The 23,947-nt window shown below is 39.2% G+C and carries 22 protein-coding genes; 18 read left to right on the plus strand and 4 right to left on the minus strand.

Annotated elements, in window-relative coordinates:
* The first annotated feature begins 62 nt into the window (after window positions 1–62).
* On the plus strand, window positions 63–2,807 hold the full coding sequence (locus A5819_RS07920) for a discoidin domain-containing protein (protein ID WP_086278188.1): 2,745 nt from the start codon (window positions 63–65) through the stop codon (window positions 2,805–2,807).
* Between the two features lie 128 nt (window positions 2,808–2,935).
* Here the strand turns inward: A5819_RS07920 and add are convergent, their stop codons facing one another.
* Window positions 2,936–3,943, minus strand: coding sequence for an adenosine deaminase (gene add, locus A5819_RS07925; protein ID WP_086278190.1), 1,008 nt, complete (start codon window positions 3,941–3,943; stop codon window positions 2,936–2,938).
* Between the two features lie 192 nt (window positions 3,944–4,135).
* On the opposite strand from add, the gene A5819_RS07930 reads away from it, so the two are divergent.
* The 14 genes from A5819_RS07930 (at window position 4,136) to A5819_RS07995 (ending at window position 18,066) form a co-directional block, all read left to right on the plus strand.
* On the plus strand, window positions 4,136–4,621 hold the full coding sequence (locus A5819_RS07930; protein ID WP_086278191.1) for an AmiS/UreI family transporter: 486 nt from the start codon (window positions 4,136–4,138) through the stop codon (window positions 4,619–4,621).
* Between the two features lie 203 nt (window positions 4,622–4,824).
* A complete protein-coding gene (locus A5819_RS07935; protein WP_086278193.1) occupies window positions 4,825–5,853 on the plus strand; it encodes a LacI family DNA-binding transcriptional regulator in 1,029 nt (342 codons plus the stop codon).
* A gap of 123 nt (window positions 5,854–5,976) precedes the next feature.
* Window positions 5,977–7,278: a pyrimidine-nucleoside phosphorylase gene (locus tag A5819_RS07940; RefSeq protein WP_086278195.1), complete on the plus strand. Its 1,302-nt coding sequence runs from the start codon at window positions 5,977–5,979 to the stop codon at window positions 7,276–7,278.
* Window positions 7,279–7,296: 18 nt separating this feature from the next.
* On the plus strand, window positions 7,297–7,959 hold the full coding sequence (gene deoC / locus A5819_RS07945; RefSeq protein ID WP_086278197.1) for a deoxyribose-phosphate aldolase: 663 nt from the start codon (window positions 7,297–7,299) through the stop codon (window positions 7,957–7,959).
* Between the two features lie 24 nt (window positions 7,960–7,983).
* Window positions 7,984–8,379, plus strand: coding sequence for a cytidine deaminase (locus A5819_RS07950; protein WP_086278199.1), 396 nt, complete (start codon window positions 7,984–7,986; stop codon window positions 8,377–8,379).
* Window positions 8,380–8,565: 186 nt separating this feature from the next.
* Window positions 8,566–9,663, plus strand: coding sequence for a BMP family protein (locus A5819_RS07955; RefSeq protein WP_086278202.1), 1,098 nt, complete (start codon window positions 8,566–8,568; stop codon window positions 9,661–9,663).
* A gap of 186 nt (window positions 9,664–9,849) precedes the next feature.
* Entirely contained in the window at window positions 9,850–11,415 is a 1,566-nt protein-coding gene (locus A5819_RS07960; RefSeq protein ID WP_086278204.1) for an ABC transporter ATP-binding protein, read from the plus strand.
* Window positions 11,408–12,541 carry an ABC transporter permease gene (locus A5819_RS07965; RefSeq protein ID WP_176271384.1) on the plus strand — a complete coding sequence of 378 codons (1,134 nt, stop codon included), beginning with the start codon at window positions 11,408–11,410 and terminating at the stop codon, window positions 12,539–12,541. Before A5819_RS07960 ends, A5819_RS07965 begins: the two co-directional genes overlap by 8 nt.
* Complete coding sequence (locus tag A5819_RS07970) at window positions 12,541–13,503, plus strand: ABC transporter permease (RefSeq protein ID WP_086278208.1); 963 nt, start codon at window positions 12,541–12,543, stop codon at window positions 13,501–13,503. Before A5819_RS07965 ends, A5819_RS07970 begins: the two co-directional genes overlap by 1 nt.
* Before the next feature lie 133 nt (window positions 13,504–13,636).
* Window positions 13,637–14,803, plus strand: coding sequence for a phosphopentomutase (gene deoB, locus A5819_RS07975; RefSeq protein WP_086278210.1), 1,167 nt, complete (start codon window positions 13,637–13,639; stop codon window positions 14,801–14,803).
* Between the two features lie 10 nt (window positions 14,804–14,813).
* Entirely contained in the window at window positions 14,814–15,632 is an 819-nt protein-coding gene (locus A5819_RS07980) for a purine-nucleoside phosphorylase (RefSeq protein ID WP_086278212.1), read from the plus strand.
* 25 nt (window positions 15,633–15,657) lie between these two features.
* A complete protein-coding gene (gene deoD / locus A5819_RS07985) occupies window positions 15,658–16,365 on the plus strand; it encodes a purine-nucleoside phosphorylase (RefSeq protein WP_086278214.1) in 708 nt (235 codons plus the stop codon).
* A 128-nt stretch (window positions 16,366–16,493) separates the two neighbouring features.
* Window positions 16,494–17,699, plus strand: coding sequence for an iron-containing alcohol dehydrogenase (locus A5819_RS07990; RefSeq protein WP_176271385.1), 1,206 nt, complete (start codon window positions 16,494–16,496; stop codon window positions 17,697–17,699).
* A gap of 31 nt (window positions 17,700–17,730) precedes the next feature.
* Complete coding sequence (locus A5819_RS07995) at window positions 17,731–18,066, plus strand: hypothetical protein (protein WP_086278217.1); 336 nt, start codon at window positions 17,731–17,733, stop codon at window positions 18,064–18,066.
* Between the two features lie 43 nt (window positions 18,067–18,109).
* On the opposite strand, the gene gpmA is transcribed toward A5819_RS07995, so the two are convergent.
* The 3 genes from gpmA to rpiA form a co-directional block, all read right to left on the minus strand.
* Window positions 18,110–18,796, minus strand: a complete 687-nt coding sequence (gpmA, locus tag A5819_RS08000; protein ID WP_086278219.1) for a 2,3-diphosphoglycerate-dependent phosphoglycerate mutase — start codon at window positions 18,794–18,796, stop codon at window positions 18,110–18,112.
* 189 nt (window positions 18,797–18,985) lie between these two features.
* Window positions 18,986–19,570 carry a recombinase family protein gene (locus A5819_RS08005; protein WP_086278220.1) on the minus strand — a complete coding sequence of 195 codons (585 nt, stop codon included), beginning with the start codon at window positions 19,568–19,570 and terminating at the stop codon, window positions 18,986–18,988.
* A 130-nt stretch (window positions 19,571–19,700) separates the two neighbouring features.
* Entirely contained in the window at window positions 19,701–20,378 is a 678-nt protein-coding gene (rpiA, locus tag A5819_RS08010) for a ribose-5-phosphate isomerase RpiA (RefSeq protein WP_086278222.1), read from the minus strand.
* Window positions 20,379–20,731: 353 nt separating this feature from the next.
* Between rpiA and rpsL the strand changes: the two genes are divergently transcribed.
* From rpsL to fusA, 3 genes are all read left to right on the plus strand, one after another.
* Window positions 20,732–21,151, plus strand: a complete 420-nt coding sequence (gene rpsL / locus A5819_RS08020) for a 30S ribosomal protein S12 (RefSeq protein WP_069641179.1) — start codon at window positions 20,732–20,734, stop codon at window positions 21,149–21,151.
* A 56-nt stretch (window positions 21,152–21,207) separates the two neighbouring features.
* Window positions 21,208–21,678: a 30S ribosomal protein S7 gene (rpsG, locus tag A5819_RS08025; protein ID WP_010761695.1), complete on the plus strand. Its 471-nt coding sequence runs from the start codon at window positions 21,208–21,210 to the stop codon at window positions 21,676–21,678.
* An 82-nt stretch (window positions 21,679–21,760) separates the two neighbouring features.
* Entirely contained in the window at window positions 21,761–23,848 is a 2,088-nt protein-coding gene (gene fusA, locus A5819_RS08030; protein WP_086278224.1) for an elongation factor G, read from the plus strand.
* Window positions 23,849–23,947 lie beyond the last annotated feature (99 nt).

The following is a 23,947-nucleotide window of genomic DNA, read 5'->3' on the forward strand; positions in this document are numbered from 1 at the left end:
ACATTTTTTGTAAGAATGAAAAATGCCGGAATTCTGGGCAAATAACTAAGGAGGTTCATTCGTTGAAAAGAAAAACTTGGAAAAGTGTACTATACTGCTGCACGGCAATGACTATTACGTTAGGGACAAATTTGTTGTTTACACCAACTGTTTCCGCAGAGCCATCAGAATTAAAAGTCGGTCAAGAAACGAGTATCCCTTTATTTGATCAAGTGCCAGAATCAACAGCTTTATTTCCTGAAACATTGTTAAAATGGAGTCCTCAAAGCGATCCTGATGCACCGTTTAATCTGTCTAAAGTGCCTTTAGTTACTCGGGTACAAGGAAAGAAAACAAATGCTGATCAAAGTACAGAAGCTAAAGTATTGTCGATTGCAATTGTCAATCGTCACACAAAAGGAACACCGTCTCAAGGTGGAACAGATAAAGCTGTCTATAACTTTACTAATTGGCAATATATCGACACCCTTGTTGCGTGGGCAGGATCCTCAGGTGAAGGGATCATCGTACCACCAAGTGGGGACGTTACTGATTCTGCACATCGAAATGGTGTACCAGTTGTCGGGACAGTGTTCTTTCCGCCAGAAGCCTATGGTGGGAAAAGTGAATGGGTAACCCAATTTGTCCAAAAGGATCAAAAAGGTAGATTCCCAATGGCAGACAAATTAATAGAAATGTCTACGGTTTATGGTTTTGATGGCTGGTTTATCAATCAAGAAACCAATGTTGATGCCCAAACAGCCACTGACATGAAAGAATTTATGAGTTATTTGCAGACTCGTAAACCGAAAAATCAGCAAGTTATTTGGTATGACTCCATGCTTCCAAACGGCAATGTTGACTGGCAAGGAGCTTTAAACGAGCAAAATCAAGGGTATTTTCAGGAGGGGAAAAAACGAGTTTCCGATAAACTGTTTATTGATTTTCGTTGGCAAGGACTCGCTGGATCACGAGAAAAAGCGACGCAATTGAAACGTGATCCTTACGACCTTTTTGCTGGGATCGATGTTCAGGCAAATGGCGTCAATAGTAGACGGAAGCCAAGCAGTATTTTAGGCGAAAACGGTCAACCACTGGTTTCTTTAGGGCTTTATTGTCCAGATTGGACGTTGCGTGATGGCGGACAATATAACATTGATCGTTATTGGGAAAATGAAAAGCTACTTTGGATAAATCCTCAAGGAGATCCTCGATCTGTAGTGAGTTCCATCAATGAGTGGCAAGGTGTTTCTCGTTATTATGTAGAAAAAACACCCGTAACTAGCTTGCCATTTTTGACGAATTTTAATGTGGGCAATGGCGATGCTTTTTATCAAAACGGAAGCAAAGTCAAAGAAGGAACCTTTAACAATCGTAGTATTCAAGATGTTTTGCCGACCTACCGCTGGGTCATTGATAACGGAGAGGGAAATCAACTAGAAGCAGCAATTAGTTATGAAGATGCTTTTAATGGTGGTTCATCGATCAAGTTATCCGGCGCAATGGCAGCCGAAACCTCAAGCTTTATCAAATTATACGCATCTCAAGTTAAGGTTAATGCAGCAGACACGGCAACTGTAGTGACAAAAGGAGTAAATGAGGCTGCACTAGTTTTAGAATTAAAAGGCAAAGAACAACCCTTAACGATCCAAGGAAAGCAGCAAACTTTAGCAAACGGTTGGGTTCAAACAACGTACTCACTTAAGCCTGCAAACTGTCAAACTGTGACAGCTGTTGGGTTGGATTTAAAAAATAGTGAGAGTGGTCCAGCAACGATTTATTTAGGTCAATTAAAACTTGGAAAGGAAAAAACAACACCAGTCAGTGCTATCAGTAAAGTTACTTTTTCTGGAAAAACTGTAGTCGATGACTTAACTGAAAGTATTCGGATAAGCTGGGATTCCAAAGGGAAAAATACGGCTTCTTATCGTATTTACCGGGAAGTAGCCGGTCAATTACAATTTGAAGGTGAAACAGCTAACCAAGCATATACCTTATTAAATCAAACACGTTCAACAGAAAATAATAGCTATCACGTGGTTCCGGTCGATCATTATGGTCGAGAAGATCAAAAGAAAGGAGCGTCAGCAGTCTACACATTTGAAGCGTTGAAAAAACCAGAGATTGCCATTAATGCGAGTAGTACACTGATCGCACCTGGGGAAACACTTACGTTATCTGCAACTGTTTCTAAATCGACAGAAACGGTCAATTGGGAAGTGCTCGGTGCAACACCGCAAACAGCTTCTGGGAAAGAAGTGTCACTCTCTTTTGATCAAGCGGGCGTTTATACCGTAAAAGCAACGGCAGTGAATGCGTCAGGTGAAACAGAAGTGATTAAAGAAAACTATCTCCATGTTTACGATCCAAGCACAGGCATCAAAATAGAAAATCTATCTACGTTGCCAACAACGACAGCTACTCAAGGGTCAGGTTATACGAATGACAGTGAAAGCTATCGCTTTGTGTTAGATGGCAACGTAAAAACGAAATGGTGTGATAACAGCAGTGATCAGCCGTGGATGATCGCTGATTTAGGAGCGGTAAAAACAATTGCTGGTTTTGGACTATTTCATGCAGGAGCAGGTGGCGAAAGTCCAGAATGGAATACCAGAGACTATGATATTTCTGTAAGCAGTGATGGAAATAATTGGACAACCGTTGTTCAGCATCGTGGCAATATTGAAAATAGTAGCCGTGATGCAATCGGTTTAGTTGAAGCAAGATATGTGAAACTTTCGCTAGAAAAAGCAGAACAAAATGGAAAAACGGCTAGAATTTATGATTGGCAGATTATTGGTGTTGATCAAACAGGAATCATCAAGTGACAGGGTATAACACTGCAAGTTTCACCCTAGCCACATAGTATCTGGGAAAATGGTAAGAGTTCAACCACGAAATAAAAAAGGTAGAATGAACGTTTTGCACGTTCGTTCTACCTTTTTTTTGGAACCGATCAATAACTATTCGTCAATTGATCATGAAGAAGCTGTTTTTCACTTTCAGAAATAAAGGCACCATTCACAGCGTTGTGACTCAATTGTTCCATGTCGGCATAAGTAATACCGTACCATTCATGAAGTTTCATAAACTCATCTGTTAATGTTGTATCCGAAACTGTCCGATTATCTGTGTTGATACAAATGTTGATCCCAGCTTCTAGAAACGTTTTGAAAGGATAGTCGGCTAGATGAGTAACGGTTTTTGTTTGGAAATTACTAGTAGGGCACATTTCGATTAAGATGTTTTCTTTTTGCAGTAAAGAGAAATATTCTGGAGTGTCTTTTAAGGCAATGCCATGTCCGATCCGTTTGGCACCCAGATGAATAGCATCGGCAACATTTTTACCGCAGCCGCATTCACCAGCGTGAAGCGTTAGTGGAATAGACAGTTGATTAACTAAATCTAGCGTTTCTTCAAAGGTGTACGGCGGAAAATCAATCTCATTTCCAGCGAGATCGAATCCCGCAACCCCGCTGTTCTTAAACGCTTCTGCTAACTGGACGATTTTTTCGATTTCCTTTAGTTCTTCGTGGCGCATGCCGCATAATAAAGCGTTACTTTTTACACCAAATTGTTGCTGTCCTTGTTCAAGACCTGCTAAAACCGCCGTGATCACTTTTGGCAAAGAGAGTCCTTTTTCAGTGTGAAGAGACGGGGCAAAACGAACTTCGATATACTGGATATTTTCTTCAGCTGCTTGACTGATAACGTCGATTGCCGCTGTTTTTAACGCTGCTTCTGTTTGAAGGCAAGCCAAAACTAAATCAAAACGCTCTAAATAATCATTTAAATTTTGACAATCCTTAGGTGCGATTAATAGCTCTTTTAATTGTGCGTGATCGTTGGGTAGAGCAATGCCTTGTGCATCTGCTATCTCTCGTAAAGTCTCTGGTCGGATTGATCCATCTAAATGACAGTGTAGCTCGATTTTAGGTAGATTTTTGACATGTTCACGTTTCACGGTATCATCCTCTCTATTTTGCTGGAACAAGTAGTACGTTCAATAAGTATTTTGAAGACTTTAACATGTGTTGCTGTCTCTGTCAATAAGAGAAGAGAAATCTGTAAAAGGAGGTAGTTTTTTCCGCCGTTTTGAAGTAAAATAATCCAGTAGTAAACGAGCTTTTTTTGAAAAGTTATTGGAGGGACTATCGTGTTAGGAGTAGGATTAATATTTGTAGCAATCACGTTGATCAGCAACGGTTATTGCGGATTAGCTGGAGTGGATAAAAAATCGACTGGTCTGATCAATTTGATGACTGGAAGTTTATCTTTTATTATCAATACGATTTATTTGTTTAAAGGTGCTTATTATGATGCTGGAACAGGCTACTTGTTTGCATTTACTTACTTGATGGTCGGACTGATTTATGTTTTTAATTTGGATATGCGTATTTATGGGATATTTGCTTTTTTTGTTGCTGTAAATACAATTCCAGCGGCTTATATTTCCTATACGGTCGATGGCGACTGGCGTTTTGCCTTGATTTGGCTATCGTGGGGGATTTTATGGCTGACAGGATTTATTGAGTATGTATTGAAAAAAGAAATTGGAAAACCTGTTTTATATTTTGCGATTTTTGAAGGAGTGGTCACTTGCTGGATACCAGGTCTTTTGATGTTGACGAATAACTGGTAACATTGGTTTAGACTGATTATTGATAATGACTGTTCAAGAGGTGGAAAGTATGCGCTTGGTCAGCTGTTTTGGTTTTAGCAAGTAGTTTTTTTCTGGTTAAGCTATTCTATTCTAGAAAATTCTGCTAAACTGTAGTCATTCGAAATCAATTTTGAAAACGTTGACATGTTTGGTAGGGCTTGTCGATAAAGGGAGAATGGACTATGAAATTGACCATTAAAGAAATTGCGGATATGGCTGGTGTATCAGTAACAACAGTTTCACAAATCATCAATGACAAAGGGAGTCGCTTTAGCGAAAGAACGAGAAATAAGGTTTTAGCTGTGGTAGAAGAATATGATTACAAACCAGATTATTTTGCGTCAAACATCATTACTCGTCATTCGAAAACGATTGGGATGGTGGTTCCAGATGTAACGGATTTTTTCTTTGCTAAAGTAATCGAAGGTGTGGAAACGTATTTGAACTCTTTAGGCTACATGATTTTGTTATGCAATTCTAAGCATGATGAAGATAAGGCGACGCAATATGTTACGGAGTTAGTTCATCGTTCAGTTGATGGGATCATTTTTGCAACACCTAATATTTTGCCGGTGAATCATATTTTACGAAATAAGAAAAAACGGAAGGTTCCAGTGATCTTAGTCGATCGTGGTATCAACCCTCGGGAAAATGGCCGTTTGATCGTAAAAGAATATGAGGGCGCTTACCAAGCGGTCTGCTCGTTGATCGAACAAGGTCACAGACACATTGGGATGTTAACAGAAAACGATGGGTATTATCAATTGACTGAACGAGTGACAGCGTACCAGCATGCACTAAAAGATCACGGTATTCCAGTTAGAGAAGAATACATGAGTAATGGCGATTTGAATTTAGGTGGCGGTTATACGGCGGCTAAAAACGTATTGAAAAATTCAGAGCTCACTGCTATTTTTTGCGGAAATGATGAAATGGCGATGGGCGCATATCAGGCAATAGAAGAATGCGGTAAAAAAATTCCTGAGGATATTTCTGTTATTGGATTTGATGGATTGGAAATTTCGGAATATTTAGTTCCAGGGCTGACAACTGTTTATCAACCTAGCTTTGATATTGGTTTTTATGCCGCACAGTTCTTGGTAGAATCAATCAATGATCCAGAGAAAAAAATACCAAATAAAATTTTCGATACGACATTTATTTTAAGAAATAGCACGAAATCGATTGACAATCGAGTAGATTTGATTTAACGTTCGTGTTATAAGCGTTTTCAATATATGAAAGCGTTAGTAAACTGTTTTACTAAAAGGTTTTAACCTGAACAATTTTAGTGTATAATACATCCTTGGGGATTGATTTGGAGGAAAAAAAGCATGAGAATGGTAGATTTGATCGAGAAAAAACGGGATGGACAGGTCTTGACGGATCAAGAAATTCAATTCATTATTTCCGGCTATACGAAAGGTGATATTCCGGATTACCAGATGAGCGCATTTTTGATGACTGTTTTTTACAAAGATATGACAGATGAGGAAATTACGACCCTGACATTAGCGATGGCAAATTCAGGTGAGATGATCGATCTTTCATCAATTCAAGGAATTAAAGTAGATAAGCACTCTACTGGTGGCGTTGGTGATACAACTACCTTGATTTTAGCACCGCTTGTTGCCAGCGTTGGCGCTAGTGTGGCTAAAATGTCCGGTAGAGGGCTCGGATATACAGGCGGTACGCTTGATAAGCTAGAAGCAATACCAGGATTTCATGTAGAAATCCCGGATGAAGAGTTCATTCGTTTAGTAAATGAAAGCTACGTAGCAGTTATAGGGCAGTCAGGTGACCTTGCGCCAGCAGATAAAAAACTATATGCCTTACGTGATGTGACAGCGACAGTTAATTCAATTCCGTTGATCGCAAGTTCGATCATGAGTAAAAAAATTGCAGCTGGAGCAGATGCAATCGTATTGGATGTGACAACTGGTGAAGGTGCTTTTATGAAAAATATCGATGAAGCACGTCGCTTAGCTGAAACAATGGTTCGCATCGGTCGCTTAGCGAACCGTCAGACGATGGCTGTGATCTCCGACATGTCTCAACCACTCGGTGAAGCAATTGGCAATAGTTTAGAAGTTGTTGAAGCAATCGAAACGCTTCAAGGCAAAGGGCCAGAAGATTTAATGGAGATGTGCTATATCTTAGGCAGCCAAATGGTTGTTTTAGCCAAAAAAGCTGAAACATTAGACGAAGCCAGAGCTATGTTGAAAGAGGCCTTGGAATCGGGCAAAGCACTAGATAAATTCCGAGAAATGATCCGTAATCAAGGTGGCGATGACAGTATTATCGATACGCCAGAACGGTTACTAACAGCTAAATATCAAATAGAACTCCCAGCAAAAGAGTCGGGTGTTGTACAAAAACTGGTAGCAAATGAAATTGGGATCGCGGCGATGCTTTTAGGTGCAGGACGTGCCACAAAAGAAGATTCAATCGATCACGCAGTTGGAATTAAACTCCATAAAAAAGTTGGGATGCCTGTAAAAGCAGGAGAATCATTATTGACTATTTATGCAAATTCAGACTCAATCGAAAACGTAAAAGAACTTTTATATAAAAATATCGAAATCGGCAGTTCTGGTACTGAACCTGAGCTGATTCATGATATAATAACAGCATAAAGGATGTGTAAAAAAATAATGGAATTAAATCAAATGATTGACCACACTATTTTAAAAGCAGATGCTAAGGAAGAGGATGTTTTACGGATTATTGAAGAAGCCAAAAAATACGAATTCTTCTCAGTATGTATCAATCCTTGCTGGGTTGCGCTAGCAAAAGAACACTTAGCAGGAACATCAGTTGATGTTTGTACAGTAATTGGTTTTCCTTTAGGAGCCAATACGTCAGAAGTAAAAGCATATGAAGCAACAGATGCGATCAACAATGGTGCAACAGAAGTTGACATGGTCATCAATGTAGGTGCGTTAAAATCTAAGCAGTATAAAAAAGTGTTGAAAGATATTCAAGCAGTTGTCGAAGCGGCCGAAGGGAAAGCTTTAGTGAAAGTAATCATTGAGACAGCTTTACTAACCGACGAAGAAAAAATCAAAGTATGTGAATTAGCAAAAGAAGCAGGTGCTGATTTTGTTAAAACATCAACAGGTTTTTCAACTGGTGGAGCAACGGTTGCAGATGTTACATTAATGCGCAAAACGGTGGGACCAGATATGGGTGTTAAAGCATCAGGTGGTATTCATAACGAAGCTGAAGCCAAAGCAATGATCGATGCTGGCGCTACACGTATTGGTACAAGTGCTGGTGTTGCTATTATGGAAGGCTCAATTGGAGCAGGCTATTAATCTAAAGCGGAAAGTGGCGGACAAATGACAGCAAAACAAGAGTGGTTAGCTATCGCAGATACTGCGTTAACAAAAGCTTATGTACCATACTCTCACTTTCCAGTGGGAGCATGTCTAGTTACTAAAGAAGGAAAAGTCTATCAAGGTGTCAATATCGAAAATGCTTCATATGGATTGACAAATTGTGCAGAACGGACAGCCATATTCAAAGCTGTTTCGGAAGGTGAACGTGAATTCCAACATCTAGTGATTGCAGGAAATACACCTGAGCCAATCTCTCCATGTGGTGCATGCCGACAAGTGATGGCTGAATTTTGCGCGCCTGAAATGCCAGTTACCTTGGTGGGCGTTCATGGCGTGATGAAAGAGACGACCGTTGGCGAGTTATTGCCATATGCCTTTACGGAAAAAGATCTATAACATGCTACATTGTTCTAAATGTGGCTTTGTAAGATCTAGCTATATGAATCAAATCTCTGAAAAAATCGTTATTTTGATGCTGAAAAGCACAAGACGGCCGAAGAGAGAGTTGTTTCACTATTATCTTGTTTCATTCAGTCATCCGGCTGTTGAAAATATAAAACTATTTTAGGGGGCTTTACAGAGATGAAAAAAGCAAAATTATTTGGTTTTGGCTTGACTGCACTAGCGTTAACAGTTGTCTTAGCGGCATGTGGTGGAGGTAAAAAAGATTCAACAGATGGAAAATCAGCAGGTGGGGACGCTGATCACAGTGTTGTGATCGTTACTGATATCGGCGGGGTAGATGATCGTTCGTTTAACCAATCAGCTTGGGAAGGCTTGCAAGCTTGGGGTAAAGAGCATGATCTTAAAAAAGGAGCAGACGGCTTTGATTACATTCAATCAAACGATGCTTCAGAATACGTAACAAATATCGATACAGCTGTTTCTAATGGATTTAAAACAGTCTTTGGTATTGGCTACTTGTTAGCTGATTCTATTGGTACAGCGGCAGATGCAAACCCAGATACACAATTTGGTATCATTGATAGTGTTATTGAAGGCAAAGATAACGTAGTATCTGCAACATTTAAAGACCAAGAAGCTTCTTACTTAGCTGGTGTTGCAGCAGCATATACAACAAAAACAAACACTGTCGGCTTTATTGGTGGTGAAGAAGGCGCGGTTATCGACCGTTTTGAAGCTGGTTTCCATCAAGGTGTGATCGACACTGCTAAAGCGTTGAACAAAGACATCAAAGTTGAAATCGAATACGCTGCTTCATTTGGGGATCCTGCTAAAGGGAAAGCATTAGCAGCATCTATGTACCAAAAAGGCGTAGACATCATTTTCCATGCTTCTGGTGGTACAGGACAAGGTGTCTTCCAAGAAGCAAAAGATTTAAACGAAACTGGCTCAAAAGACAAAGTTTGGGTTATTGGTGTAGATAGTGACCAAGATAAAGAAGGTAAATACAAAACTAAAGACGGTAAAGAAGATAACTTCACTTTGACATCAACACTTAAAGGTGTAGGTGCAGCAGTACAAGATATTTCTAACCGTGCCTTAGAAGATAAATTCCCTGGCGGCGAACACTTAGTTTATGGTTTGAAAGACGGCGGTGTTGATTTAACAAAAGGCTATTTATCAGAAGAAGCACAAAAAGCTGTTGATAAAGCAAAAGAAGAAATCATCGCTGAAAAAATCACTGTTCCAGAAGTACCAAAAGATGTAAAAGAATAGAACTTTCTGCTTAGCGCTGCATTCGTAGCAGCGCTAAGATTTTCTTAAGCCTTTAACGAAAGAAAACGAATGAAAAAACAACTCATTTTCTTTCTTTAAGAGCCTAAAAGCTACTTTATTTTTTAGAAGTACCGTATTAATAGATGATGTAAGTGTAAGTGATTAAATCGTTAGGAAGTGAAAAATGTGGCTCAGGAAAACTATGTAATTGAGATGCGCAATATCACTAAGCAGTTTGGAACATTTAAGGCCAATGATAATATCAACTTAACTGTTCGGCCTGGAGAAATTCATGCATTGCTTGGGGAAAATGGTGCGGGGAAATCTACCCTGATGAATATTTTATCTGGTTTGTTAGAACCAACATCAGGTGAAATTTTTATGAATGGTTCAAAAGTTACGATCAATGGACCTACTGCAGCGAATCGTTTAGGAATTGGGATGGTTCATCAACACTTTATGTTGGTAGATGCATTTACCGTGACAGAAAATATTGTTCTTGGAAGTGAACCAACAAATGCTGGTGTTTTAGACCGTAAAAAGGCAACAGCAGAAATCAAACGTGTTTCAGAACAGTACGGGTTATCAGTAGACCCAGGTGCCTATATTCGTGATATTTCTGTTGGGGCTCAACAACGTGTGGAAATTTTGAAAACGTTGTATCGTGGGGCGGATGTCTTGATTTTTGACGAACCGACCGCTGTTTTAACACCGCAAGAAATTGATGAGTTGATTGAAATTATGCGTGGTCTTGTTCAAGAGGGTAAATCTATTATCTTGATTACCCATAAATTAGATGAAATCAAAAAAGTAGCGGATCGTTGTACGGTTATCCGTCGTGGTCAAAGTATTGATACAGTCAATGTTAAAGATGTCTCTTCACAACAATTAGCCGATATGATGGTGGGACGTTCTGTTTCATTTAAAACAGAAAAAAAAGCTGCCGAGCCAAAAGAAGTCGTTCTTTCAATTAAAGATTTAGTGGTGAAAGAAAGTCGCGGCCTAGAAGCGGTTAAAGGGTTAAGCTTAGATGTACGTGCTGGTGAAGTAGTCGGGATTGCAGGGATCGATGGCAATGGTCAGACTGAATTGAATCAAGCACTAACAGGGTTACGTAAAGCTGAAAGTGGTTCAGTTGAACTTAGAGGAGAAGCAATCACAAATAAAAATCCTCGAACAATTACAGAAGCAGGTGTGGGTCACGTGCCAGAAGATCGACACAAATATGGTTTGATTTTAGATATGACGCTAGCAGAGAATATTGCATTGCAAACCTACTATAAAAAACCATTAAGTAATAACGGTGTTCTAAATTACAACCAAATCAATTCTTATGCGCGCAAGTTAATAGAAGAATATGATGTACGGACAGTAAGCGAATTGGTTCCAGCTAAAGCGTTATCGGGTGGGAATCAACAAAAAGCAATCATCGCTCGTGAGATCGATCGCGATCCAGATTTGCTAATTGTTTCTCAACCAACTCGTGGTTTGGATGTTGGTGCTATCGAGTACATTCATAAGCGGTTGATCGAACAACGAGATAAAGATAAAGCGGTATTAGTCGTTAGCTTTGAATTAGAGGAAATCTTAAATGTTTCTGATCGAATTGCTGTAATTCATGCAGGGAAAATCGTTGGGATCGTTGATCCAAAAGAAACCAGTGAAAATGAATTAGGGCTCTTAATGGCAGGTTACTCATTGGAAGAAGCTAGAGCCGAATTGAATCAAAGGGCAGGTGAGGCAGTTGAATAATCGGTCAGAAAAACTACGGAATATTTTAGTTCCTATATTATCAGTGTTGATGGGATTTATTCTTGGCGCAATTATTATGCTTATTTCAGGTCAAGATCCGATTGCAGGCTATCAAGCGATGCTTAAGACTGCTTTTCAAAGCCCAAAAAGTATCGGTGAGATTTTCGTAACAGCGGGTCCGTTGATTTTCACAGCCCTAGGATTTGCGGTAGCGAATTCAGCAGGATTCTTTAATATCGGGCTTTCAGGACAAGCTCTGTGTGGTTGGGTAACAAGTATTTGGGTAGCTTTAGCGATGCCGGACGCGCCACGTTTAGTAGTGTTACCAACAGCTATCTTGGCAGGTGCTTTAGCAGGAGCGGCAGCCGCTGCAATTCCTGGTTTATTACGTGCATTTTTCGGGACAAGTGAAGTAATCGTTACAATCATGTTGAACTATGTTTTCCTTTATACAAGCACGCACATTGTGAATAATGTGATGTCAAAAGATTATATGAGCAACAAAGGTGTGACCAAAGTAATTGGAGAAAACGCGAGTTTACGTACAGGCTTTTTGAAAGAACTGAGTAGTGGTTCTCGTTTGAATATTGGGATTTTTATGGCACTTATTTTCTTAGTCTTGATTTGGTTCCTGATGAAGAAAACGACTTTGGGCTATGAAATTCGTTCGGTTGGATTGAACCCGTTTGCGTCAGAATATGCCGGAATGAGCAGTAAACGAACCATTGTAATGTCGATGGTCATCTCAGGGACTTTAGCTGGTCTGGGCGGTGTGGTTCTTGGGCTAGGAACATTTGGGAATTTCTTTGTTCAAGGTTCTTCGTTAAGTATCGGTTTTGATGGAATGGCGATTTCCTTGCTAGGAGCAGGTAGCTCGGTAGGAATCTTCCTGTCGGCGATCCTCTTCAGTGTGCTGAAACTTGGCGGACAAGGTATGCCTTTACGTGCTGGTGTTCCAATCGAATTAGTCGATGTCGTAATTGCTGCGATCATTTTCTTTGTCGCAATCAGCTATCTTATCCGTTTCGTATTGGCGAAAGCTTCAGGTAGTAAAAAAGAAGTCGCAATCGTTGAAGAATTAGACGGAAAATCAGACCAAACAAGTCAAGAAGGAGGAAAAATCTAATGAATATTGCATTAATCGCTGTATTAGCGCCGATTATTACACAAACGTTGGTTTATTCCACTCCTTTGGTCTTCACGGCTTTGGGCGGGACATTTTCTGAGCGTAGTGGTATTGTAAACGTAGGACTTGAAGGTATTATGGTTATGGGTGCTTTCAGTTCGGTGGTATTTAACTTAACATTTGCTGAAACGTTTGGTGCAGCAACACCTTGGCTTGCTTGTTTAGTTGGTGGTGTAGTCGGGATGTTATTCTCGCTATTGCATGCAGTAGCAACGATCAATCTAAGAGCCGATCATATCATCAGCGGAACCGTAGTCAATTTGATGGCTCCTGCTTTAGGGATTTTCTTGATCAAAGTGATTTATGGAAAAGGTCAAACAGATACGATCACAGAATCGTTTGGTTATTTTTCATTTCCGATTTTAAAAGATATTCCAATTTTAGGTGATTTATTCTTTAAACAAACAACATTGCCAGCTTTTGTAGCGATCTTAGTCGCAATTTTATCTTGGTTTGTGTTGTTCAAAACGCGCTTTGGTTTACGTCTTCGTTCAGTTGGTGAAAACCCACAAGCAGCAGATACCCTTGGAATCAATGTTTATATAATGCGTTATGCTGGCGTTTTGATTTCTGGATTTTTAGGTGGAATCGGGGGAGCTGTCTTCGCTCAAACGATTGCTGGACGTTTTGCAGTTACAACGATTGCTGGACAAGGCTTTATTTCAATGGCAGCAATGATTTTTGGTAAATGGAATCCACTAGGTGCGATGGGCGCAGCATTATTCTTCGGTTTTGCGCAAAACATCAGTATTGCTGGCTCAAACTTACCAGTGATTTCATCGATACCAGCTGTTTATTTACAAGCGGCACCGTATGTATTGACCATTATCGTACTGGTCGTTTTCTTAGGAAAAGCATCTGGTCCAAAAGCTATTGGGAAGAATTATATCAAATCAAAATAAATAAATTTAGTATAAAAGGGCGGGCTATGGGAAGTTATCTTAAGTCATGCCCTTTTTATAATAATTATCATGCTAGTTTTACAGGATAAACGGGTAAAGCTTTTAAAACAATAGTAAAGAAAGAAGGATGGTTATGTTTAAACGTGTGCATTTAGTAGTAATGGATTCAGTTGGGATCGGAGAAGCGCCTGATGCTGAAAAATTTGGTGATGTCGGTAGTGATACGTTAGGTCATATCGCTAAAGAAGCAGGTTTGACGATTCCCAATTTAGAAAATCTAGGTCTAGGAACGATCGCGCCTTTGCATAATGTAGAAGCTGTTGCGGATCATAAAGGCTATGCAACAAAATTAGAAGAAATTTCAGTAGGTAAAGATACGATGACAGGACATTGGGAGATCATGGGCTTGAATATTCAAAAACCTTTCCGTGTATTTCCAGATGGATTTCCAGAAGAATTATTAAAACAAATCGAAGAATTTTCAGGGCGTAAAATCGTTTGTAATAAACCATATAGCGGAACAGCCGTGATTGACGATTTCGGTCCACATCAAATGGAAACAGGTGATTTGATCGTTTACACATCAGCTGATCCAGTCTTGCAAATCGCAGCGCATGAAGAGATCATTCCTTTGGAAGAATTATACCGTATTTGTCAGTATGTTCGTGATATTACCAAAGACGAGCCTTATATGATTGGACGTATCATCGCTCGTCCGTATCTTGGTGAACCAGGTAATTTTACTAGAACAAGTAATCGCCATGATTATGCTTTAGATCCATTTGGTCAAACAGTTCTAGATTCATTGAAAGATAACGGGAAAGAAGTGATTGCTGTTGGAAAAATCAATGATATTTTCAACGGTCAAGGGATCACAGACTCTGTTCGCACGAAAAGTAATATGGATGGTGTCGATCAATTGCTTAACGTAATGAAACGCGATTTTGAAGGATTAAGTTTTACGAACTTAGTTGATTTTGATGCGTTATACGGTCATCGCCGTGATGTAGTAGGATATGCACATGCAATCGAAGCCTTTGATTTAAGATTGCCAGAAATTATTGACGCGATGGAAGACGATGATTTATTAATGATCACAGCTGACCACGGAAATGATCCAACATTCCCTGGGACTGACCACACTAGAGAGTATGTTCCATTATTAGTTTACAGCAAAAAAATGAATGGACAAGGTAGTTTGGCACAAGGTCATTATGCAGATATCTCAGCAACGGTGGCTGAAAACTTTGCTGTTCCAAAAACTGAAAATGGCGAAAGCTTCTTAAATAAACTGGTATAGGAGAGAAATGATGACAAAACTAAGTGAAATGTTAAAAGAGACAACTAGTTTTTTAAAAGAAAAAGGAATTAAAGAAGTAGAATTTGGCTTGATCTTAGGTTCAGGATTAGGTGAATTAGCAGATGAAATAGAAGATGCGATTGCTATCCCGTTTTCTGAAATTCCTCACTTTGCTGTTTCTGCTGTTGTTGGTCATGCAGGTAAATTAGTTTATGGTACACTTTCAGGGAAAAAAGTGTTAGCAATGCAAGGTCGTTTCCACTATTACGAAGGTCATTCAATGCAAACTGTGACGTATCCAGTTCGTATGATGGCGGCGATTGGAGCGCATTCTATTATTGTAACGAACGCTGCTGGTGGAGTGAATGAGAACTTTACACCAGGGAATTTGATGCTGATTACAGATCATATCAACTTCACTTTCGATAATCCGTTGATTGGTGAGAACGATGACGAAATGGGTCCTCGTTTCCCAGATATGAGCCATGCATATACGCCAGAATATGCTGAGGTAGCAAGAAAAGTAGCGAAAACGCAAAATGTACCATTGCAGGAAGGTGTTTATATGGGCTTTTCTGGTCCAACCTACGAAACACCTGCTGAAATCCGGATGTCTCGTGTAATGGGAGCAGATGCGGTGGGGATGTCGACCGTTTCAGAAGTTATTGTTGCAGCTCATAGTGGGTTGAAAGTTCTGGGAATCTCATGTATTACTAACTTAGCTGCGGGTATGCAAAGTAGTTTAAACCATGCAGAAGTTGTTAAAACAACAGAACGTGTAAAAGGGCAATTTAAAGAATTAGTTAAAGCGGCATTAGCTGCATTATAAACTGTATGATTAAAGGAGAAAAAGTATGAGTATTCATATCGAAGCAAAACCAGGTGAAATCGCAGATAAAATTTTACTGCCAGGAGATCCATTACGCGCAAAATATATTGCTGAAACATTTTTAGAAAACCCAGTTTGCTACAATCAAGTTAGAGGAATGTTAGGTTACACAGGGACATATAAAGGTGAACGAGTTTCTGTTCAAGGAACAGGAATGGGGATGCCTTCAGCTACTATTTATGCGCATGAATTGATCAATTCGTATGATGTGAAAAAATTGATTCGTGTGGGTACCTGTGGTTCGATTTCTGAGAAAGTTAATGTTAGAGATTTGGTGATTGCACAAGCAGCCGCAACGTCGTCATCAATGATCCGTAATGATTTTCCTAAGTACGATTTCCCGCAGATTGCTGATTTTGATTTGCTGTTGAAATCATATACAACAGCGAAAGAAAAAGGTTTTGTTACGCATGTAGGAAACGTGTTGTCAGATGATGTTTTCTACAAAGATAGCATGGATGGTGTGTTTGAATTAGGTAAATTAGGTGTTTTAGCAATTGAAATGGAAGCTGCAGCCTTATATTATTTAGCAGCTAAATTTGATGTGCAAGCCTTAGCAATCATGACCGTTAGTGACAGTTTGGTAACTGGTGAAGAAACAACTGCTGAAGAACGCCAAACAACCTTTAACGATATGATCCAAGTTGGTCTTGAAACAGCAATCAACAATTAATGATAATAGTTAGTAAAACAGCTCCTGATTCTAGACGGAGCTGTTTTTATACCTCGATTTAATCGAGTGACTGTTTTTCTTGACACTCTTTTTTGATGGACTATCATAGAGTAAGAACCCTAATTTGAATGGAGGAAGAACAATTGGATAATTTTAGATTTTACGTACCGACAGATATTCGTTTTGGAAAAGATCGTTTAACAACAGAACTAACAGATGTATTGAATGTTTATGGCAAAAATGTATTGTTAGTTTATGGTGGTGGAAGTATTAAAAGAAACGGGTTGTACGATCAAGTGATCGGTTTGCTTGGACAAAATAAAAATAAAGTTGTGGAATTAAGTGGCGTTGAACCAAATCCTCGTATCGAAACGGTTTGTCATGGCGTGGCATTATGTCGTGAACATGATGTAGATGTGATCTTAGCTGTTGGTGGCGGGTCAACGATCGATTGTGCCAAAGTGGTTGCGGCGGGTTTCTATAGTGAAGAAGACCCGTGGACAGTCATTGCTGGACGAAAAGGGTTCCAAGGGGACGCTTTACCGATAGTTACGATTTTAACATTAGCTGCAACAGGTAGTGAGATGAATGCAGGGGCAGTGATCACAAACTTAGCAACGAATCAAAAACTAGGTGTTGGTGGTCCTGCGATGATGCCAAAAGTTTCTTTCTTAGATCCAACAACAACTTTTACGGTACCAGCGTATCAAACAGCAGCTGGTTCTGCTGATATCTTAAGTCATTTGTTTGAAAGTTACTTTAATGTAACAGAAGGTACTAACGTTCAAGATTTTGTTTCAGAAGGCTTGATGCGTGCAGTGATTAAAAATTGTCCAATTGCACTTGTTACACCTGATGATTATGACGCCCGTGCTAATTTGATGTGGTCAAGCAGCTTAGCACTGAATGGTTTGACAAGAAACGGGAAGCACGGTGTTTGGTCCTGTCATGCAATGGAGCATGAGCTAAGTGCTTTTTATGATATTACTCATGGAATCGGTTTGGCTATCTTAACACCACGTTGGATGAATTATGTACTTTCGGAACAAACGGTCGCTAAATTTGCTCAGTTTGCCCATAATGTGTGGGGAATCGTTGAGAAAGATCCAATGCTTGCGGCGAAAAAAGGGATTCAAGCAACTTATGATTTCTTCAAAGCGTGCGACATTCCGATGACATTACTAGCAGTTGGGATCGATGAGGAAAAATTTGAAGAAATGGCGAAACAAGCAGTGGCACATAGTACGATCAAAACAGATGCGTTTGTTCCGTTAACTGAATCCGATGTTGAAGCGATCTACCGTGACTGTTTGACAGAATCTAGTTTTGTTTAACAAAAAATGACTTGAGAAGAGGAAAGATCCTATGAAGAAGTTATTTGATGAAACATATTCCGGAAACCGGACACTTTGGTACGCTTATTTTAAGAATATAGAACAAAACGATTTAATAGAAACAATCAATCAAATTGTTCAAACGGATTTAAAGGGATCTACTGATGTTCTAGCAACAAGTTGGATATTTTACCGTGAAGAGTTACAAAAAGATGCACTAGAGGAGGAAGTAAGATCTTCGATCATGGTGCGTTTTGTAGACAGACGATATTATGTTCACTATAACATGTCTGATTTTGAATTTGTAACACAGCGCGAAGGTATCTCTAGTTGGCTTGATCGCTTAAAAGAAAGTTTAGAAAAATAAAAAAAGACCGCTGAAACTGGATTGTTTCAGCGGTCTTACTTTATTATAAGTAGTATTTCTTCGCTACTGTTAAGTCATCGTTTAATTCATAAACAAGTGGTTGACCTGTTGGGATTTCAAGATCCATGATATCTTCATCTGAAATACCTTCGATATGTTTTGCTAAAGCACGTAAAGAGTTACCGTGAGCTGCTACTAAGACAGTTTTGTTGTCAAGTAAAGCAGGAGCGATTTGATCTTGCCAGAATGGTAATGCACGTTCTAGCGTTACTTTTAAGTTTTCTCCGCCTGGTACATCACGTTGATCTAGCATTGCATAACGACGATCGTTTGCAGCTGATCCTTCATCATTTGCATCCATCAATGGAGGTAATGTATCGTAAGAACGACGCCAAATGTGTACTTGGTCATCTCCATATTTTTCAGCAGTTTCTTTTTTGTTTAAACCTTGTAATTTACCATAGTGACGTTCGTTTAAACGCCAAGATTTGATTTGAGGAACCCATAGTTGATCTGAATGTTCTAAAAGTAAGTTACATGTTTTGATAGCACGAGTTAATACAGAAGTATAGGCTACATCAAATTCAATTCCAGCTTCTTTGATTTTGCGTCCGCCTTCGATTGCTTCTTCAACACCTTCTGGTGCTAAATCTACGTCAGCCCATCCAGTAAATTGATTCAATGCATTCCATTCACTAAGTCCATGACGAGAAAATACTAATTTTGGCATGTATAGCTCTCCTTTGAGTTGTAGTTTCTGAAACTTTCATTTCCTTTTCTATTGTACACCGTTTTAAAATAGATTTCCATTGTAAATTAGTGAAATGGGTAATTATCTAAAGTAAGCTATCGCTATAGGAAAGAATCTAAATAAAAGAGACCGCAGCATTTTTAGCTGCAGTCTACCGTATCTGGGTTACTACTGAGAAAGCTTGGCAAGTTCTGTTTCGGATAAATTGATGTATTTGTAGCAAGTTCCCACAGAAACATTACATTTTGAAGAAATAAACTGAATTGTTTCTTTCTTTTCATGGTACAAATGACGGATTTTTTTTATAGTACGTACATCTATCTTTGGACGTCCGCCGATTTTCCCGTTTTTTCGAGCGTTATTTAAGCCAATTAAGGTTCGTTCTTTGATTAAATCACATTCCATCGCAGCTAAACCGTTCATCAACTTAAAATAAATTTTGCCCATCGGATCACGAGTATCGATTTCTTCATCAAGGCTGACCAAATGAATACCTGAACCTTTGAAGGTTTGGGTTAACTCTGTGAGTTGTCGAGTTGAACGACCTAAACGGTTCAATCGGCAAATGACTAACGTATCACCAGCAGCCAAACTGTTGAGAACAGTCTCTAGCTCAGAAATAACGTGAGTATCATTTGTGACGTCAAAAGATTCTTGATAGATGTGATCACAGCCGTAATCAGACAGCACCTTGATTTGAGTATCAAGATCGTCGTCAGTAATTGTTGTACGCGCATAACCAATTATTTTCATCGTTCGTCCTTTCTAGTACAAAAGTAAAATTGAATACTAAAAATGTAGCATAAAAACGAACGAAATGATAGTTGTTTTTTTATCTAATTTTAATCTTTTTGTTCTTTTTCAAATCAGATTCAAATATTTTTTAATTTGGGACATGGATCGTCTTAGGACCAGCCTCGCCACCTACAATCACAGTTGAAACGATTTGAAGAAATAGACCATGCTCAACTACACCGACTAACTGATCTAAATAAGCTCCAAGAGCAATAGGGTCATCGATTTTTTCTAAATGAAGATCAATGATGTAATGACCGCCATCTGTAATTAGCGTTTCACCATCAGTTGTTGTGCGTAAAATGGGTGAATAGCCTTTTTCTTCAAATAAACGTACTAATTGTTTGCTGCCGTATGGAACGACTTCAACAGGTAAAGGGAATTTGCCAAGTTTTTTTACAAGTTTTGATTCATCAACAATCCAAATACATTTTTTTGAGTAGGTTGCTACAATCTTTTCAAATAGTAAAGCTGCACCGCCGCCTTTGATTCCTTGGAAATCTTCACTGATCTCATCAGCGCCATCGATTGTCAGGTTAACGTAAGGAACCTCATCAATCCCTTTTAAAGGGATACCTAGTGCTTGTGCTTGACGCTCAGTTTCTTTTGATGTCGTGACACCTACGATCGATAAGCCTTCCTCTTTTACACGTCGCCCGATTTCATCTACCATGAATTTTGCCGTAGATCCAGTACCAAGACCGACAATCATACCATCTTCTACATATTTTGCTGCTTCGATTCCTGCCATTTGTTTAAGATTCATCCGTTTGTTTGCCCCTTTCAAATAATCAAAGATATTGTACCGTTAAACAAAAAAAAAAGATAGAATGATTTATGGAAATGTCGATTTTCTTCTATATAAATGCTAACTTAAATAAAGAAGTAAAAAAAATCCTCATTTTACTAGAAAAAAGCTGACAAGTGGTTGACATACCCGTATTATCGTGCTATCCTAGCAAAGGTGCTTTATCTACAGGTCTCTCGTTGGAGACGTGCTGACTGTCTATCGAAGCATATTTGATAATGAGTGCAGAGATTGCATTATTTTTTATCGCTAAAAAAGAACCACCTGGATGTGTGGAACTAGATGCGAAATGAGGAAGGAGGAAACAAGGAATGCCTACAATTAATCAATTAGTACGTAAACCTCGTAAATCAAAGGTGGAGAAATCTAATTCACCAGCGTTGAACAAAGGATATAATAGTTTTAAGAAAGCCCAAACAAACGTAAACTCACCACAAAAGCGTGGGGTTTGTACTCGTGTGGGAACAATGACACCTAAAAAACCTAACTCGGCTTTACGTAAATATGCCCGTGTTCGTTTGTCTAACTTAATCGAAGTAACAGCTTATATCCCAGGTATTGGTCATAACTTACAAGAACATAGCGTGGTACTATTACGCGGTGGACGTGTAAAAGATTTACCAGGGGTACGTTATCATATCGTACGTGGTGCGCTTGATACAGCTGGTGTTACAGATCGTAAACAAAGCCGCTCTAAATATGGTACTAAAATGCCTAAAGCAGCTAAATAATTTGACAATCACTAAGGTGTTATACAATAAAGAATTTTCGGAAGGAGGAGTTACGGATGCCACGTAAAGGTCCTGTTACAAAACGCGATGTTTTACCAGATCCAATTTATAACTCAAAATTAGTAACTCGCTTGATTAACCGTGTAATGGTTGATGGAAAACGCGGGATTGCTGCTAATATTATCTATAATTCATTTGATATCATCAAAGAATCTACAGGTAACGATCCATTGGAAGTTTTCGAACAAGCAATGAAAAACGTTATGCCTGTCTTAGAAGTAAAAGCTCGCCGTGTTGGGGGTTCTAACTACCAAGTACCAGTTGAAGTTCGTCCAGAACGTCGTACAACTTTAGGTTTACGTTGGGTTGTTAATTATGCTCGCCTACGCGGTGAACATACAATGGAACAACGTCTAGCGAAAGAAATCATGGATGCAGCCAATAACACTGGCGCTTCAGTTAAAAAACGTGAAGATACTCACAAAATGGCTGACGCTAACCGTGCGTTTGCACATTATCGTTGGTAAAATCCTCTCTGTATGTAATTTAACTTTACAACAGACAGTCACTTTACAATCGATTTAAATAAAGAGAGGAGATCAACCTAAAATGGCAAGAGAATTTTCGTTAGAAAACACTCGTAATATCGGTATTATGGCTCACGTTGATGCTGGTAAAACAACAACAACAGAGCGTATCTTATACTATACTGGTAAAATCCATAAAATTGGTGAAACGCACGAAGGTGCTTCACAAATGGACTGGATGGAACAAGAACAAGAACGTGGTATTACCATCACATCTGCTGCAACAACTGCAGAATGGAAAGGTTACCGAGTAAATATCATTGATACACCAGGACATGTGGATTTCACTATTGAAGTTCAACGTTCGTTACGTGTATTAGATGGTGCTGTAACCGTTCTTGATTCACAATCAGGTGTGGAGCCTCAAACAGAAACAGTTTGGCGTCAAGCAACTGAATATAAAGTTCCTCGTGTTGTTTTCTGTAATAAAATGGATAAAATCGGTGCGGATTTCTTATACTCTGTAAACTCATTACATGATCGTTTACAAGCAAATGCTCATCCAATCCAATTACCAATTGGTTCAGAAGATAGCTTTACAGGGATCATCGATTTAATTACGATGAAAGCTGAAATCTATACAAACGACTTAGGTACAGACATTCAAGAAACTGAAATTCCAGAAGAATATATGGAACAAGCAGTTGAATGGCGTGAAAAATTAGTTGAAGCAGTAGCTGAAACAGATGAAGACCTAATGATGAAATATCTTGATGGTGAAGAAATTACAATCGAAGAATTAAAAGCGGGTATCCGCCAAGCAACGATCAACGTTGAATTCTTCCCAGTAATGGCTGGTTCTGCCTTTAAAAATAAAGGTGTTCAATTAATGCTTGATGCAGTTCTTGATTACTTACCATCACCATTAGATATCGAAGCAATCAAAGGAATCGACACAAAAACAGACGAAGAAACAACTCGTCCTGCAGATGACGAAGCTCCTTTTGCTTCATTAGCATTTAAAGTTATGACTGACCCATTCGTAGGTCGTCTAACATTCTTCCGTGTCTATTCTGGTGTCCTTGAAAGTGGTTCATACGTATTGAACGCTTCTAAAGACAAAAAAGAACGTATCGGTCGTATTCTACAAATGCATGCAAATACTCGTAAAGAAATCGATAAAGTCTTCTCAGGCGATATCGCAGCAGCGGTTGGATTGAAAGATACAACAACTGGTGATACTTTATGTGCGATGGATGCGCCAGTTATTCTTGAATCAATCGAGTTCCCAGAACCGGTTATCCAAGTAGCTGTTGAACCTAAATCAAAAGCCGACCAAGATAAAATGGGGATTGCTTTGCAAAAACTTGCAGAAGAAGATCCATCATTCCGCGTTGAAACAAACGTTGAAACTGGTGAAACAGTTATCTCTGGTATGGGTGAATTGCACTTAGACGTATTAGTAGACCGTATGAGACGTGAGTTCAAGGTTGAAGCTAACGTTGGTGCTCCACAAGTATCATACCGTGAAACTTTCCGTGCACCTTTAACTCAGGCAGAAGGTAAGTTTGTACGTCAGTCTGGTGGTAAAGGTCAATACGGACATGTCTGGGTTGAATTTACACCAAACGAAGAAGGAAAAGGGTTTGAATTTGAAAATGCCATCGTCGGTGGTGTGGTTCCTCGTGAATACATCCCAGCGGTTGAAAAAGGCTTGGCAGAATCTATGAACAACGGTGTTCTTGCTGGATATCCATTAGTGGATATTAAAGCAAAACTTTACGATGGTTCATACCATGATGTCGATTCAAATGAAACAGCATTCCGTGTAGCTGCTTCTATGGCACTACGTGCGGCTGCTAAGAAAGCTAACCCAGTTATCTTAGAACCAATGATGAAAGTAACGATCACTGTACCAGAAGATTACTTAGGTGATATCATGGGACACGTTACAAGTCGTCGTGGACGTGTTGAAGGTATGGAAGCGCACGGTAACTCACAAATCGTTAATGCGATGGTGCCTCTAGCTGAAATGTTCGGTTACGCTACAACATTACGTTCAGCAACACAAGGTCGCGGTACGTTTATGATGGTCTTTGACCACTATGAAGATGTACCAAAATCTGTACAAGAAGAAATCATCAAGAAAAATGGCGGAAACAACGCATAATAGTTAAGAAATAAGTACATGCTTATTTATGACTAGGATTTTCTGCGGATTTCAGTTAGAATAATAAAAGATGATCAGGTAGCTGTAAAACTATCTATC

This window comes from Enterococcus sp. 7E2_DIV0204 (assembly GCF_002140855.1).
Lineage (GTDB): Bacteria > Bacillota > Bacilli > Lactobacillales > Enterococcaceae > Enterococcus_L > Enterococcus_L lemimoniae.